Raw genomic sequence first — 14,999 nt, 5'->3', positions numbered from 1 at the left:
CAATGTCCCATTGCGAGTCAGTGAGTCTCTTGTATTGAGATTGCATAAGCTTTTGAGTTTGGTTACCCATTGCTTACGCACTGACTCGCTCTTTTTTGCTAATCCTCTAAATTTAAACATGCTCTTAGCAGCCGCTTCTGTTTTACAATTTTCTATCACTTTCTACTATCAGACCGTCGTCGCTCGCTTCTTAATGTAACATCCTTTAACAGGCTGTTCCTTTCAGAGAACTTATGGGTACAATTATTACCAGGCGCACGCGATTCGCACTCACAACCGGTGATTCTGTTGCCTGAGAAAGTGAAGTAGCAGAAACCACAGCCAGCACCGGACTGGCACATATGCTTAGCACCACTGCTACTCAGGTACAAACTTTTATCAGCGGCCACATCCAGCTCCAGCGCCATTGACCGGAAGGCACCGCTACGCATGCCTAAACCGACTAGATAATAGGCTGGTTTATCATCCTTTGTCTCCTGCACCTTCCGTATCATCACCTGGTTTACCACTGTACCATCCCCGAACTCACGGATAAAAGGCTGCAGCAACTCCTCGCGGGACACGATATATTCTACTGTATCAAACACAACCTGCCCCAACAACCTGCCATCATAAGGCGCCGCAGGCACCTCTCCTTCCCCTTCCTCACCTAATTCGCTTTCCTCCCTTATCGCTTCACGCCTGGAGCAGGCAGAGGTTGCCACAACAAAAAAAAGAAGCAAAAATAAAAGGCTGGTCTGGCTTAACACAACAGAGCGGATGCGGGCAAAACTGTTTTCAATCATGCTTGATATCGAAGTTAGTTTCCTTTATAATATTTAAGCGCCTCAGGCATATAGTCGCGTAGGGTGCTTTGGCGGGTTCCTGCGCTTGGGTGGGTCGACAGGAACTCAGGTGGAGCCTGCTGGCCGCCGCTTGCTTGCTCCATGCGCTGCCAGAACGGGACAGCCTCCCGCGGATCATAACCGGCCATGGCCATGAAAACAAGGCCTAATTTATCGGCCTCAGACTCTTGATTACGCCCATACTTTAGCAGGCCCAGTTGTGAACCGACCCCATACACAGACTTAATAAGGTTGGAGGTAACGCCTGGCTGTGCCCCTGCTAGTGCAGAGAGTGTTTGCCCACCGAACTGCTGTGCCAGCGCCTGGCTCATACGCTCGTTACCGTGTTTGGCAATGGCATGGGCTATTTCGTGACCCATTACCACGGCAAGACCTGTTTCATTTTGTGCCACTGGCAAAAGACCGGAATATACCACGGTTTTACCGCCAGCCATCGCGAAAGCGTTTACCTGGTCGTCCTGCACCAGGTTAAATTCCCAGTCAAAGCCTGCCAGTTCATCCTTCATGTTATTAGCAGCCATGTACTGTTCCACGGCACGCTGTATGCGCTGCCCCACCCGCTTTACCATGGCCGTAGCCTGTGCATCTCTAGAAAGTTGGTGTTCACTCAAGAACTGCCGGTAAGCGGCATAACTCTGCTGCTGCATTTCTGCGTCAGACACTAAACTAAGCTGTCGGCGTCCTGTGATGGGTACTGTCGTACAGGCAACCATCATAACCGCAGCTACAGCGAAAGCAACTATTTTCTTATACATTGTCATAGATTTTTAGTGATGTGAGAATGATTTCAAATTTTGAACCATTTTCAATCAGACTCAAATATAATACATTTTAAATTTGTAAAACGCTATACTTTTGAGCCAGATAAAGGATAATCCTCTCAATCTGGTTTAAAAAACAAGCGCATATAATTGCACCGTTTATACGTCTGCTACGCTATAAAATGTTATTAACAGCCGCTGGTGGCAATAATGGAAAAGCCAGCGGGTAAAACCTAAATAAAAAGGCACAGTATATGCGGGATGCACAAAAGAAAAAATGGTGAAGTTTTTTATCAAATTCACTATCCAGCAACATTAGAAACCCTAATTTTGGAGAACAGAACATCGACCTACACCCCTTATGAAAATATTAGCCATTGGCAGAAACTACGCAGAACATATCGCTGAACTGAAAAACGAAGTGCCGGAGGAGCCTGTCATTTTTTTCAAGCCTGATACGGCCATCCTCCGTAACAATGAACCGTTTTACTACCCGGAATACACCAACGATGTACACTATGAGGCAGAGCTGATTCTGCGCATCAGCCGGGAGGGTAAGAACATCGACAAAAAATTTGCACACAAATATTATGACTCCATCGGCCTTGGAATAGATTTCACGGCACGCGACTTGCAGTCGAAAGCAAAGGCGAAGGGATTGCCCTGGGCTTTGGCGAAAGGTTTTAACGGCTCCGCTCCTATCTCGGACTTTATGCCGCTAAACCAGTTCCCCGACCTGCAGAACATTAACTTTAAACTAGAGGTAAATGGCGAGACAAAGCAGCAGGGTAATTCTAAAATGATGCTGAACACGTTTGATGACATCATCGCCTACATTTCACGATTTATAACACTAAAAACAGGAGACATTATTTTTACAGGCACACCTGCAGGTGTAGGCCCAGTACAGATAGGAGACAGATTAGAAGGGTATGTTGAAGATAAAAAATTACTTGATTTCGAAGTTAAATAAAAAGCGGCTCTCGCTCGCATTGCTTTCCTTTATTACCACATTCGGTGCGGCAGCACAGATAGCCCCACAGCCAGGATACTTTTTGTTCCCGATAAAACCGGGAGAGCGCAATTACCTTTCAGGTACAATGGGTGAGATACGTTCCAACCACTTCCATGGGGGGCTTGATATCAAAACCGAACAGCGTATCGGGCTTCCGGTGCATGCTGCTGCAGATGGGTATGTTTCACGTGTAAAGCAGTCAACCTACGGGTATGGCAACATCATTTACGTGACGCACCCGAATGGCCTTGTCACGACTTATGCCCACCTTTCTGCTTACAATGAGCCACTGGCTGCTTTTATGTTGCAGAAGCAGTATGAGAAGAAGGCCTTTGACCTTGAGCTTTTCCCGGAACCGAACCAGTTTCCGGTAAAGCAGGGCGATGTGATTGGCTTGTCCGGCAACACCGGAGGCTCAGGTGGCCCGCACCTGCACTTCGAAATCCGGGACACAGAGGACCGCTTGTACAACCCGTTGAAGTATAAATTTCAGGAAGTGCTGGATACGACACCTCCCGAAATCTATAGCCTGGGTATAACGCCCCTGAACATCCATACCCGCATCAACAATGAGTTTAGCCGTGTGGAGTATCGTACAAAGGAGAAAAACAACGACTTTACCATTGCCGATACTGTTTTCGCCAACGGGCTGCTTGGGCTGGAACTGCAGACAATAGATAGGCTGGACGGTGCTGATAACAAAAACGGCACACAGGAGGTAACGCTGTACGTAAACGGAAAGCAGGTTTACACCCATTACATCGACCAGGTGCCGTTTGAGTTGTCGCGGCAGGTATCGCAGCATATTAATTACAACATGTATAAGCGTCAAGGGCGCACTTTCCAGAAAGCCTTTATAGATTATGGTAACGACCTGCCGCTGTACAAGGCCAACGAGCGCCAGGGTAAGCTGAGTGTGCACCCGGACTCTACGTACCAGGTAAAACTGGTGGCGCGTGACTCTTACGATAATACCTCCACCCTGAGTTTCGTGGTACAGGGGCAGCAGCCAACCTTCACGAAGACACTGTCTAATAAAGTAAAAAAGCCTTCGCTTGATTATGAGCTTATTGGTAATGTACTGAAGGTGAGTGCCGGCGACACCAGCAGCACACCACAGAATATTGAACTGCTGAAAGGCGGAAAGACGCTCCTGCTGGTACCAAGTTATATGAAGGAGAATCACTCCGTAGGTCTGTTCGATTTGCGCGCCGGCCTGCCAGACTCCATGCGTTTCTGTGGTGTTACGGTGCCGTTCAATTTCCAGAAACTGGTACCGCCCGGGCAGGATGTAACTGTTACTAACAACTACCTGAGAGTACAGTTCAACCAGCAGTCTCTGTACGACACGTTATACCTGCAGACACAGCTGGACCAAGGTGTATATTCGATAGGAGACTTCTTCACGCCCCTGCACCAGGCCATGACGGTAACGATAAAACCTGATACCGCTGACGTGAAAGACAGGTCAAAAGCAGCTGTTTACTTTTTAGGCACGGGGCGCAGCAAAGGCTATGTAGGAGGCGCCTGGAATGAGAACAACACCATTACGTTTACCACCAAAAACATGGGTAAGTACAAGGTGCTGGAAGACACAAAAAAGCCTTATATCAGGCTGGTGAGCAAGAACCGTAACCAGATCCGATTCAAGATTTCAGACGACCTGTCAGGGCTTCGTTCTTATAACGCCTACTTGAACGGAGAGTGGCTGCTGATGAAGTATGAGCATAAAACTGCCACTATCTGGTCTGAAAAGTTGGATAATAACATACCTTTGTCTGGTGAAGTTGTATTGAAGGTGAAGGACAATGCCGGCAACGAAGCCACCTATACTACCACCATCTGATAAACGTATGGAACTGAACATCGGAGACAAAGCCCCTGAATTTGAGGGAAAAGACCAGAACGGAAAAACCGTTAAGTTAAGCGACTACCGAGGCAAAAAAGTAATCCTGTATTTTTACCCGAAGGACAATACCCCTGGCTGCACCGCCCAGGCCTGCAACCTCCGCGACAATTACAGCGACCTGCAGCAGGAAGGCTACGAAGTGATTGGAGTAAGCACAGACGATGAGAAGTCGCACCATAATTTCATCTCCAAGTTTGAGCTGCCGTTCACGCTGATAGCCGACACAGACAAGCAGATTGTGGAGCAGTACGGAGTGTGGCAGGAGAAGTCGATGTACGGCCGTAAGTATATGGGCACCATGCGCTTTACGTTTGTGATAGATGAGAACGGGGTGATTCAGGACATCATCCGGAAAGTAAAAACAAAAGAACATACTGGCCAGATTTTGGCGAAGTAAGCAGATTGCAAAACGCAGCTGCCCGACCGGGCAGCTGCGTTTTGCGTATTTATAAAAAGCTACAGCAATATGCTGGCAAAAGGCTGGTCCTGCAATCTGGCAACCACACGAGAAGCCTCTAAATTTCCTAACAAAAGCCTTAAAAAGCTGTGATTCTCGTAGTATTACTTGTATCACACTACATATTTGTTTAATATTCCCAATTATTAACTAATAATTCTATTGAAAGTGAATCCACACAACAAGAGCATTGATGAACTAAAGGAAGTTGCAGCACAAGTGCGCCGCGACATCGTGCGCATGGTACACGCCGTTAACTCCGGCCACCCTGGCGGTTCCCTGGGCTGCACCGATTACTTTGTATCGCTGTACTTCAAGGTAATGAACTACAGCACTGATTTTAAAATGAATGGTGAAGGCGAAGACCTTTTCTTCCTGTCAAACGGCCACATCTCGCCTGTTTTTTACAGCACCCTGGCCCGCGCAGGCTTCTTTGAACCAAAAGAACTCGCCACGTTCCGCAAGTTAAACTCTCGGTTACAGGGCCACCCTGCCACAGAAGAAGGTTTGCCAGGTATCCGCGTAGCTTCGGGCTCATTGGGCCAGGGCATGTCTGTTGCTATTGGTGCCGCCCAGGCGAAGAAACTGAACAAGGATAATAGCCTTGTTTATCTGCTAATGGGTGACGGTGAACTGCAGGAAGGTCAGGTATGGGAGGCAACAATGTATGCCGGTGGTAAAAAAGTAGACAACCTGATTGCAACTGTAGACAGAAACGGCCAGCAAATAGACGGCTCCACAAAAGAAGTAATGCCGCTGGGTGACCTGCGCGCTAAGTTTGAGGCTTTCGGATGGAATGTGATGGAGGCAAACGGAAACAGCTTCGAATCACTGCTGCCAACTTTAGACCAGGCAAAAGCCGCTACAGGCAAAGGAAAACCTATCATGATCCTGATGGACACAGAGATGGGGTATGGCGTAGACTTCATGATGGGCTCGCACAAATGGCATGGCGTAGCACCAAACGATGAGCAGCTGGAAATTGCCCTGCAGCAGTTAGCTGTAAACGAAGCCGCTGACTACTAAAAAATACAGAGCAATGCAGGATTTTGTGCTGCGTTGTGCTGTCTCTTTCTGATACCCGACTCGTTTTAGTACCCGCTAACATGGCCCCTTGGCGTTATATTTTCGCAGCATTAACCTTATTGCTGATACTTACGGCAAGCAGCAGCGTGTTAGGCCAGGAGAAGCAGGAGCAGCCTACAACAAGGATTCTGTTCCTGCTGGACGCTTCAGGAAGTATGCTGGCCAAATGGGAAAGCAGTGACCGTATGACGGTTGCCAAAAACCTGCTCGCCCACCTCGTAGACTCGCTGGAGCGCTACGACAATGTAGAGGTGGCGCTGCGGGTGTATGGGCATCAGTTTGGCCGTGAGCGCAACGATTGCAAAGACACGCGACTGGAAGTGCCGTTTTCTGAAAACAGCACGGCGGCCATCCAGAAGAAGTTGACAGAGATCATACCGCGCGGCAATACGCCGATAACATATTCGCTTCAGCAGTCGGCTGAGGATTTTCCGGAAGATAAAGCGCGCAACGTCATTATTCTGATTACAGATGGACTGGAGTCTTGTGGCGGTGACCCATGCGCCATGTCGCTGGCCCTGCAGAAGAAGCGTATTTTCCTGCGCCCATTTGTAATAGGCATTGGCATTGACCCGGAGTATGAGAAACAGCTTAGCTGCATTGGCCAGTATTTTAATGCTGCCGACGTGCAGACCTTCGAAACGGTGCTGACAGAGATTGTGACTCAGGCGCTGAGTCAGACAACAGTGAGCGTGGAACTACTGAATGAGCAGGGACAGGCGGTGGAGAGCGACGTGAACATGACGTTCCTCAACTCCCTGACCGGGCAACCAGAGTATAACTACGTACACTACCAAAGCGGTGAGGGGAAAGCCGACATGCTGGACATTGACGCCCTGCTACCTTACGACTTGGTGGTGAACACGACACCTGCTGTTGTGGAACGCAATATCAGCATCAGGCCCGGCAAGCACAATGTCATAAAAGTAAAGTCGCCGCAGGGTGTACTAAACCTGAAGCAGGATGGACCTTCCCCTTATGGTCAGTTGAGCGCTATCGTAAGGCCGCATGAAAAGGAGCAGACACTCCATGTGCAGCAGTTCGGGGAGAAGCACAGGTACCTGGCGGGAATGTATGACCTGGAGATTCTGACCATGCCACGTATCTACCTGAAAGGGGTAGAACTGAAGCAGGGGCAAACACATACAGTCTCTATACCGCCGCCGGGGCAGCTGGCAATCCCTTCGCAGATGAAAGGCTTTGGCAGCGTATACCTGATGGAAGAAAACGGCAGGCAGCGCTGGCTTTACAACCTGCCGGAAAATAACAGCAAAATAACGATGGCTTTGCAGCCGGGGAATTATAGATTAGTTTACCGCATGAAAACAGCCCAGGCGAGTAAATTCACTGATGTAAGAGATTTTACTATCAGATCGGGCGCAACTACAACCGTAAAAATATTCAACAGATAGATGAAAGAATACAAGTATACTGAGAAAAAAGACACACGCTCTGGTTTTGGAGCTGGTTTGCTTGAGCTTGGCCGCACAAATCCCAATGTTGTAGCCCTTTGTGCCGACTTAGTAGGCTCACTTAAAATGGCCGATTTTATTAAGGAGAACCCAGAGCGTTTCTTCCAGATTGGTATCGCCGAAGCCAACATGATGGGCATTGCTGCCGGTCTTACTATTGGTGGTAAAATTCCATTTACTGGTACGTTTGCCAATTTCTCTACTGGCCGCGTGTACGACCAGATCCGACAGTCTATTGCCTACTCAGGCAAAAACGTAAAGATCTGCGCCTCCCATGCTGGCTTAACGCTGGGTGAAGACGGTGCCACGCACCAGATCCTGGAGGACATCGGCATGATGAAAATGCTACCGCACATGACGGTTATTAACCCCTGCGACTATAACCAGACAAAAGCTGCCACCATGGCTATTGCTGATTACGAAGGACCTGTGTACCTGCGTTTTGGCCGACCGGTAATTCCTATTTTTACGGACCCAAACCAGAAGTTTGAAATAGGCAAAGCCTGGATGGTGAATGAAGGAACTGATGTCAGTATCTTCGCAACAGGCCACATGGTTTGGAAAGCGATTTTAGCTGGGCATATACTGGCTGAGAAAGGCATTTCTGCCGAAATCATCAACATCCACACCATCAAACCACTCGACGAAGAAGCTATCCTGAAATCAGTGGCTAAAACCAAATGCGTGGTAAGCGCCGAAGAACATAACCGCCTGGGTGGCCTTGGCGACAGCATTGCCCAGGTGCTGGTAAAAAACATACCGCTTCCGATGGAGTATGTAGCCGTGAACGATACCTTCGGTGAGTCCGGAACACCTGAAGAACTGATGGAGAAATATGGTTTAACAGAAAACGATATTGTGGAAGCTGCTCAGCGTGCTATCAGCAGAAAGCAAGCGTAAGCATAATCAGAAACATTTTTTATAAAGAGGCTGTGCTGATGTAGTACAGCCTCTTTATATTTAGAGTATGTTTGATAAACATGCTCTCATCTAATCCTGCATCTGGCTGCGGCTCCGTGATTTTGTAAAGTGGAAGACAAAGAGCTTTTAGAAAAATTCGCCCAACCTGAGAGCCGCAACATGGCTTTTAACCAGCTTGTCCGGAAGTACCAGCAGAAAGTGTACTGGCACATCCGCAAGATGGTGATCGACCATGACGATACCGATGACCTTACCCAGGAAGTATTTGTTAAAATATGGAAGAACCTGGAGAACTTCCGGAACGACGCCCAACTCTATACCTGGATTTATCGCATTGCCACCAACGAGTGCCTCTCGTTCCTGTCCAGCAAAAAAAGAAAGTTCTTTCTGCCTCTGAATGACGTCACTGCTGAGTTAATGGAGAAGATAGAATCCTCCCCCGACATTGCCGGTGACGAGGTACAGCTAAAGCTGCAGAAAGCGATACTAAAGCTGCCCGATAAACAGCGCCTCGTGTTCAACATGAAGTATTTTGATGAAATGAAGTATGAGGAAATGTCCGAAATACTGGGAACATCCGTAGGTGCCTTGAAAGCTTCGTATCACATTGCCGTTAAAAAAATTGAAGAATATCTGAAACAGGATTAAACTATAACCTGAGTTTTCTATCTAACAAAAAGAAGACGAGGAACATGATGATGAAGGATATGAAATTAAGTGACATCCCAAAGCGCAATGTGCACCAGGTACCGGAGAAATACTTCGACCGCCTGCCGATGCAGATTATGGAGCGCACCGCTGCCCGTGAGCAGGTAACTGCTGCGCGGTCAACGCCATGGTGGCAACCGGTACGGTATGCGATAGCTCCGCTTATCCTGCTGCTTCTGTTTGTGGGTGTTTACTTTTTCAGCATGCAGCAGGAGCAACAGGTGCTACCTGTTAACATCGCCTCGCTTACAAACGATGAGATCATGAATTATCTCAACACTTATGCCCAGGTAGAGACCGCAGACTTCGAAGAGTATTCTGTAGCAGATCAAGAACTTACGGCAGAGTTTTTGAATGTAAGTGCTACTACTGCTGAAGAAGAACTGGAATACTACCGAATTAATGATATAGACTATTAAACCACCCATGAAACAATACCTTGTACTATTCATCCTTATCTGTGCCTTCACCTTTAGTGGCACCGCTGCCCTGTCGCAAGACAGACACACACACAGCGAACGGAAGGAAAATGTGGAGGCCGCGAAGATTGCTTTTCTCACAGACAAAATGGGTCTGACGCCAGAGCAGTCGCAGAAGTTCTGGCCACTTTACAATGAACATGAAGCCAAGCGACGTGCGCTTGTGAAAGGCTACCGCATCAATTTCAGGCAAAACATTGATGAACTGACAGACGCACAGGTTGAAGCCCGTGTATCTAAAATATTTGACCTGAAAGAAAAGGAACTGGCCCTGGACAAAGAATATGCGAGCATTTACCAGAACGTAATCTCTGTAAAGCAATTAGTTAAGCTTTACCGTGGCGAACGTGAGTTCACAAAACTGCTGCTTAAGCGCTTGGACCATAAAAATGAGAACCAGTAACCTAATAAATCAATAAAAGAAGGCGCGACTTGAGAGTCGCGCCTTCTTTTATTTTGTCCTATCAAGCTTAGTTCAGGTATTCTTCTGTTCCGCAATCCACTCTTCCATTTTCTTTTCCAGCACGGCAAGCGGCATCACCCCGCCTTTCAGAATTTCGTCGTGAAAGGCACTGATGCTGAATTTGTCGCCCAGCTCCTGCTCTGCCCGCTGGCGTAGTTCTTTTATCTTCAGCTCCCCTATCTTATAGCTTAGGGCCTGACCCGGTATGGCCATATAGCGTTCTATTTCGGCTACGGCTGCTTCCCGGCTTGTCAGCTCATTGTCCAGCGAGTACTGTATGGCTTGCTCCCGGGTCCAGCCTTTGGCGTGCATTCCCACATCCACTACTAACCGGATGGCACGGTGCATCTCATCGCTTAGGCGGCCAAAGTACTGATATGGGTCTGTATACAGGCCGAGTTCTCTGCCAAGGCTCTCGGAGTACAGTGCCCAGCCTTCGCCAAATGCGCCATACCAGGCATACTGCCTGAACCTGGGGAGCCCCTCCTGCTCCTGCTGTATCGAAATCTGGTAATGATGGCCTGGAATAGCCTCATGCAGGAACAAAGACTCCATTCCTACCACATTATAAGTGCTTGCATCCAGAATAGGCACATAAAAAATGCCCGGCCGGGAGCCATCCGGTGCCGGCGGGTTATACTCCGCACTTGCAGATGCCGCCCGGAACGCCTCCGTCTGCCGCACCTCAAACTTAGACTCGGGAGTTATCCCAAAGAGCTTATCCAGCTGTGGCTGCATACGCTGCTCCACCTGGCGATAAGCGCTTAGTACCTCTTCCGGCGTTTCAAACGGAGTGAATTTTGGGTTATCATTTACGTACTGGAAAAACTCATTCAAGGTACCTTTAAAACCTACCTGCTCTTTCACCTTTTCCATTTCGCTGCGGATGCGTGCCACTTCCTGCTGCCCGATATCAAATATCTGGTCTGGCGTCATGTCAGTAGTAGTCCAGTAGCGCACCAGAAATTTATAATACTCGTCTCCTCCCTTTATGCCACTGATGCCGGTGCTGCTGCGACTTGCAGGCAAGTATTCCTGCTGCATAAAGTCATACAGCTTTTGGTAAGTTGGTATTATCTCTTCCTGTATAGCTTTGGTATAAGCCTGGCGGATACTGTCTTTCTGTGCAGGAGTAAATGTTTCGGGCAGTTTTTCTACGGGTGCCCAGAAAATAGTTTTTGTCGGGTCGTCTACCACCATGGCCTGCAGCTGTGGCATTACCTTTAAAGTAAGTGCACGCGGCAGTATAATACCCATGCTCATCCCTCTGCGCATATTCGCGACAGCGGTGTCTCCCCATACAGAAAAGCCTTTGATCCGGCCCAGAAAGTCTTGGTAGTCTTCCGGCGTGTTAAAAGGCTGATTGCTGGAGCCGGAGCCAAGTTGCGCCATCGTAATCGGAAGTCCCCAGAACTGGTTCAGCGGTAGCAGCTCAGAAGGCTGCTCCAGCCCCTCCAGCGACATCTGCATCTCATACTTAAAGATATCGTAGCTAACCTGCTCCTGTGCACTGAGCCCGCTGCGGTCTATCTGGTTAATCTGATCAAGGTAGCTCTGGTATAACTGGCGCACACGCGCTGTATGTTCCTGGCTCAGGTCGTTCGGCAGCTGGTCATTGTACCTGGCGTCGGCGATGGCAGTAGCCTCCAAAGGGAACAGCTTCAGCCGTTCTTCAAAATAATTTTCAAACAGCTGGCTCAGGTTCTGGCCAGCCTGCACAGCCTCCGTGCGCTGCTCCTGCTCCGACGTGCGGGTACAGCTTGCAGTAATTAACATCGCTGCGGCAAGGGCTGCACAAAAGGTTAGTTGATGCGTATTCATTCGTCAGTGGTTTGAGTTCATACTTCAAGATAAAGCATTACTGGTGAATAAAGAATTATGAATGCTGAAATATGAATTTGATGCAGGTAAGCACACATTTTCTTAGCGCCTTGTATACCTCATCCTCAAATAAAAAAGGTGAAGCTATTTGCCTCACCTCCTCTGATGTTTCTTGTATAGAATACTTCTGCTATTGCCTTTCTATATCCCTCACAAGCTAAAAGCAGAAACCAACTCATAGTTTAACTTTGAAGCTAATAAGCCTCCAGCAGAAACTGAATATCATCACCAGGCTTAAACTCCATTGGTTTCTCACCCTGCAAAAACACGCGTGCAGCAAGCGGTCCTTTCAAAGAGATTTTATCACCAGTGATGCGCAGCATGCTGCCTTCGCGCAGGCCAATTACAGGTTGGCGGTTGTGGTGGTGGAATTCAGCAATACGTGTTTCGCGGGTCTCGCCCATATGCTGCGAGTCCTCCACCGGGTCCTGGTAATGCGGGTTAATGTTGAAGGGCACCAGTTGCAGCGCATCAAATGTCTTTACATGCACAATCGGCATATCGTTGGTAGTGCCGATGGACTTACCGGCTACGTTTGTGCCCGCACTAGTGCCCATGTAGGGCATACCTTTTTGTACCCGCTCCTGCAGGGGCTTCACCAACTGATTCGCATACAGGTTACGAAGCAACACAAAGGTGTTACCGCCGCCGATAAAGACAGCTTCTGCCTCATTTACCGCCTTTACCGCATCGTCATATTCATGAACGCCTGTTACGCGAATGTCCCATTTCTCAAACGCCTCCCGCGCCTTGGCTGTGTAATCTTTATGGGATATGCCGCCCGGGCGGGCGTAAGGAATGAAGAGCAAGCTTGATTTGCCTGCTAAAAGGGATTTCACTTCCTCTTCTGCATGCTCCAGGTAGCCGGTGCCGTAGGTGGTAGAAGTGCTTATTAAAAGTAGATTCTCAAAAACTTGATTTTTGCTCATGCTCAAAGTTAGAAAAAAATAAAACGAGTGGATGAGCTTATACTGCAACATTATTTCACCCATCCGCTTTATTCAAATTCATAACTCAGAATGCATGCCTTCTATAAACTATTCCTTTCTGATAAGAGACAGCTTAAGCTTAATGGTTTCGAGGTAAGGCTCGAGGTGGGTGTAGCTGGTGAGCGCCCGAATAAGGCCAATGCTCTTCAGGTCATAGAGAAACCAAATCTCCACATAAAAATCGTGCAGCCAGTAGAGATCTATTTTGCACCAGCCCTGTATGCGGTGGTGCAGGTAGTGGCCCTGGTCCAGCACAAGCTCTGCCTGCAGGTGCGGCGGAAGCTCATTAAATTCTTCAGCACTAATCATCCTTCTTCCTACTCTTTTGCTACCCAATATAGTAAAAAAGGCTGCGCGCGGCAGCCTTGTAGATTTAACGATAAATTTCTGATTTTGGTCTAATTCAGGTGAAGGGTGTACATTTCAAAGCGCCCGGAGGCAAAGCTCCAATGCGACGGAGACGGGTGAATCTCTATGCCATCCTCATCCATAATCGTGACAGCAAACCCTTCGCCCTGGTTCAGGGGCTCCGTAAAATGCTTCACAGGATACACCTTTCCTTCCTCTATCCACTCTTCCGGTTCAAAGGCAGGCATGGACGCGTCTACGCATTTTGCATAAACAGCCATATAGCTTGGGGGTACAAATAAATTAACCATAATAGAATAACTTTCCAGTAAGATAAATAATTCCTGTTAATCAGGACACCGAGCACAATTAAATATTTTCGATGCTATTGGTATAAAGGCAAAAGACATGCCTTGTTTAAATAAAAACAAAAAACATGAGTTATACTAAACTTTAACTAAAAAAAGACAGGCAAAGTGACAGGGTTATTCTCTTAATGACAGCTTATTTCCGTTGTGCTTCGTACGTTATAGCCAAAGCTATATCCCGACCTTAAATCATCATTGCGTATGGAGGCATCTAAGAGCAGTTATTTTTCAGGCAACAGGCAAACTTTCGCCGTAGCGCCCCAGGTGTGGGGCCTCAAAACTATATTCGTAAATTTATTTTTTATCGCTGAACCGGATGGCACCTGGGTATTGGTAGATGCTGGTGTGCCAGGCTGCGCCCATAAGATAAAGAGAGCAGCAGAAGAAATATTTGGCGAAGATGCCAGACCAAAGGCTATTGTGCTCACCCACGGTCACTTTGACCATATAGGCGCTGTAAAAGACTTAGCAGAGGAATGGGATGTGCCAGTGTACGCCCATCCCCTGGAGTTGCCTTACCTGACCGGGCGGTCCAGTTATCCGCCACCTGATTCCAGCGTGGGCGGCGGCGGCATGGCGTATATGGCCTTTGCCTATCCAAAAAAACCTATCAACATCACAAATTATGTAGAGCTGCTTCCTCCGGATGGATCTGTGCCCGGCCTCACGGGCTGGCACTGGATTCATACACCTGGTCACACCCCCGGCCATGTGTCTTTGTTCCGGGAAGAAGACCGTGTTTTAGTTGCAGGAGACGCTTTCACGACGCGTGATGCAGAATCGGCGATAGCGGTGATGACGGAGAAGCGGGAAGTACATGGTCCTCCGGCTTATTTCACTCCTGACTGGGCTGCGGCTCATCGTTCTGTAGATGCTCTGGCCAGCCTCAATCCTAAAATAGCTGCATCAGGTCATGGTATGCCTATGAAGGGCGAAGAATTACGCAGAGGATTAGAAAACCTTGTGAAGAACTTCTGGGTAATAGCGGTGCCAACCAAAGGGCGCTATGTACATGAGCCTGCTGTAGCCGATGAGCGCGGGGTGATATCAGTGCCGCCACAGGTGGGTAGCTCAATGCCAAAGTTAATGGCGATAGCAGGTGCTCTCACACTGGCAGGATTTGCCTACTCCGCCATTAACAGGCGCAGCAAGCAAAACAGCCATTTAAAGAAGGACAGGCCTCTACCCCATAACCGCGTAGCGTCAGGCCTGCCTCCTACCGTGAACCCAGACTATGACGATCCGACAATCCATACCAATAATTATCCATGAAAAGCAGAACGGCCAGAAGAGAAAA

At 48.2% G+C, this 14,999-nt stretch carries 16 protein-coding genes; 10 read left to right on the top strand and 6 right to left on the bottom strand.

What is annotated here, in order from left to right:
- Positions 1–155: 155 nt before the first annotated feature.
- On the bottom strand, positions 156–785 hold the full coding sequence (locus tag E1919_RS22010; RefSeq protein WP_162055569.1) for a hypothetical protein: 630 nt from the start codon (positions 783–785) through the stop codon (positions 156–158).
- A gap of 14 nt (positions 786–799) precedes the next feature.
- On the bottom strand, positions 800–1,600 hold the full coding sequence (locus E1919_RS22005) for a M48 family metallopeptidase (protein WP_162055568.1): 801 nt from the start codon (positions 1,598–1,600) through the stop codon (positions 800–802).
- A gap of 367 nt (positions 1,601–1,967) precedes the next feature.
- On the opposite strand from E1919_RS22005, the gene E1919_RS22000 reads away from it, so the two are divergent.
- The 9 genes from E1919_RS22000 to E1919_RS21960 all read left to right on the top strand — a co-directional run bounded on the left by E1919_RS22000 (position 1,968) and on the right by E1919_RS21960 (position 10,056).
- On the top strand, positions 1,968–2,579 hold the full coding sequence (locus E1919_RS22000) for a fumarylacetoacetate hydrolase family protein (RefSeq protein WP_162055567.1): 612 nt from the start codon (positions 1,968–1,970) through the stop codon (positions 2,577–2,579).
- Positions 2,539–4,467, top strand: coding sequence for a M23 family metallopeptidase (locus E1919_RS21995; protein WP_237144774.1), 1,929 nt, complete (start codon positions 2,539–2,541; stop codon positions 4,465–4,467). The genes E1919_RS22000 and E1919_RS21995 overlap by 41 nt, the downstream gene beginning before the upstream one ends.
- Positions 4,468–4,474: 7 nt before the next feature.
- A complete protein-coding gene (gene bcp / locus E1919_RS21990) occupies positions 4,475–4,927 on the top strand; it encodes a thioredoxin-dependent thiol peroxidase (RefSeq protein ID WP_162055566.1) in 453 nt (150 codons plus the stop codon).
- 228 nt (positions 4,928–5,155) lie between these two features.
- Positions 5,156–6,013 (top strand): transketolase, encoded by an 858-nt coding sequence (locus E1919_RS21985; protein ID WP_162055572.1) that lies wholly within the window; start codon positions 5,156–5,158, stop codon positions 6,011–6,013.
- A 119-nt stretch (positions 6,014–6,132) separates the two neighbouring features.
- Positions 6,133–7,485 (top strand): vWA domain-containing protein, encoded by a 1,353-nt coding sequence (locus E1919_RS21980; RefSeq protein WP_237144772.1) that lies wholly within the window; start codon positions 6,133–6,135, stop codon positions 7,483–7,485.
- Positions 7,486–8,445 (top strand): transketolase family protein, encoded by a 960-nt coding sequence (locus tag E1919_RS21975; protein WP_162055564.1) that lies wholly within the window; start codon positions 7,486–7,488, stop codon positions 8,443–8,445.
- A 129-nt stretch (positions 8,446–8,574) separates the two neighbouring features.
- A complete protein-coding gene (locus tag E1919_RS21970) occupies positions 8,575–9,114 on the top strand; it encodes an RNA polymerase sigma factor (RefSeq protein WP_162055563.1) in 540 nt (179 codons plus the stop codon).
- A 44-nt stretch (positions 9,115–9,158) separates the two neighbouring features.
- Entirely contained in the window at positions 9,159–9,593 is a 435-nt protein-coding gene (locus tag E1919_RS21965; RefSeq protein WP_237144770.1) for a hypothetical protein, read from the top strand.
- A 7-nt stretch (positions 9,594–9,600) separates the two neighbouring features.
- Positions 9,601–10,056 (top strand): hypothetical protein, encoded by a 456-nt coding sequence (locus E1919_RS21960; protein WP_162055562.1) that lies wholly within the window; start codon positions 9,601–9,603, stop codon positions 10,054–10,056.
- Positions 10,057–10,128: 72 nt separating this feature from the next.
- Here E1919_RS21960 and E1919_RS21955 read toward each other — a convergent pair whose 3' ends face one another.
- The 4 genes from E1919_RS21955 to E1919_RS21940 all read right to left on the bottom strand — a co-directional run bounded on the left by E1919_RS21955 (position 10,129) and on the right by E1919_RS21940 (position 13,615).
- Positions 10,129–11,892, bottom strand: a complete 1,764-nt coding sequence (locus E1919_RS21955) for a DUF885 domain-containing protein (protein ID WP_237144764.1) — start codon at positions 11,890–11,892, stop codon at positions 10,129–10,131.
- Positions 11,893–12,191: 299 nt separating this feature from the next.
- Complete coding sequence (gene pepE / locus E1919_RS21950) at positions 12,192–12,926, bottom strand: dipeptidase PepE (RefSeq protein WP_162055560.1); 735 nt, start codon at positions 12,924–12,926, stop codon at positions 12,192–12,194.
- Positions 12,927–13,034: 108 nt separating this feature from the next.
- Positions 13,035–13,295 (bottom strand): hypothetical protein, encoded by a 261-nt coding sequence (locus E1919_RS21945; RefSeq protein ID WP_162055559.1) that lies wholly within the window; start codon positions 13,293–13,295, stop codon positions 13,035–13,037.
- Positions 13,296–13,384: 89 nt separating this feature from the next.
- Positions 13,385–13,615, bottom strand: coding sequence for a hypothetical protein (locus E1919_RS21940; RefSeq protein ID WP_237144756.1), 231 nt, complete (start codon positions 13,613–13,615; stop codon positions 13,385–13,387).
- Between the two features lie 288 nt (positions 13,616–13,903).
- On the opposite strand from E1919_RS21940, the gene E1919_RS21935 reads away from it, so the two are divergent.
- A complete protein-coding gene (locus E1919_RS21935; protein ID WP_162055558.1) occupies positions 13,904–14,974 on the top strand; it encodes an MBL fold metallo-hydrolase in 1,071 nt (356 codons plus the stop codon).
- Positions 14,975–14,999 lie beyond the last annotated feature (25 nt).

The sequence above is a fragment of the Pontibacter pamirensis genome, from assembly GCF_010015475.1.
Taxonomy (GTDB): Bacteria; Bacteroidota; Bacteroidia; order Cytophagales; family Hymenobacteraceae; genus Pontibacter; species Pontibacter pamirensis.
This window is presented reverse-complemented; position numbering and strand designations above follow the sequence as displayed.

Bases quoted from the DNA above. Each gene is read 5' to 3' on its own strand.
- E1919_RS21965 (WP_237144770.1), top strand. From the start codon at position 9,159: ATGATGATGAAGGATATGAAATTAAGTGACATCCCAAAGCGCAATGTG.
- E1919_RS21940 (WP_237144756.1), bottom strand. From the start codon at position 13,615: ATGGCTGTTTATGCAAAATGCGTAGACGCGTCCATGCCTGCCTTTGAA.
- bcp (WP_162055566.1), top strand. From the start codon at position 4,475: ATGGAACTGAACATCGGAGACAAAGCCCCTGAATTTGAGGGAAAAGAC.
- E1919_RS21975 (WP_162055564.1), top strand. From the start codon at position 7,486: ATGAAAGAATACAAGTATACTGAGAAAAAAGACACACGCTCTGGTTTT.
- E1919_RS22005 (WP_162055568.1), bottom strand. From the start codon at position 1,600: ATGTATAAGAAAATAGTTGCTTTCGCTGTAGCTGCGGTTATGATGGTT.
- E1919_RS21955 (WP_237144764.1), bottom strand. From the start codon at position 11,892: ATGTTAATTACTGCAAGCTGTACCCGCACGTCGGAGCAGGAGCAGCGC.
- pepE (WP_162055560.1), bottom strand. From the start codon at position 12,926: ATGAGCAAAAATCAAGTTTTTGAGAATCTACTTTTAATAAGCACTTCT.
- E1919_RS21995 (WP_237144774.1), top strand. From the start codon at position 2,539: ATGTTGAAGATAAAAAATTACTTGATTTCGAAGTTAAATAAAAAGCGG.
- E1919_RS22010 (WP_162055569.1), bottom strand. From the start codon at position 785: ATGATTGAAAACAGTTTTGCCCGCATCCGCTCTGTTGTGTTAAGCCAG.
- E1919_RS22000 (WP_162055567.1), top strand. From the start codon at position 1,968: ATGAAAATATTAGCCATTGGCAGAAACTACGCAGAACATATCGCTGAA.
- E1919_RS21945 (WP_162055559.1), bottom strand. From the start codon at position 13,295: ATGATTAGTGCTGAAGAATTTAATGAGCTTCCGCCGCACCTGCAGGCA.
- E1919_RS21935 (WP_162055558.1), top strand. From the start codon at position 13,904: ATGGAGGCATCTAAGAGCAGTTATTTTTCAGGCAACAGGCAAACTTTC.
- E1919_RS21960 (WP_162055562.1), top strand. From the start codon at position 9,601: ATGAAACAATACCTTGTACTATTCATCCTTATCTGTGCCTTCACCTTT.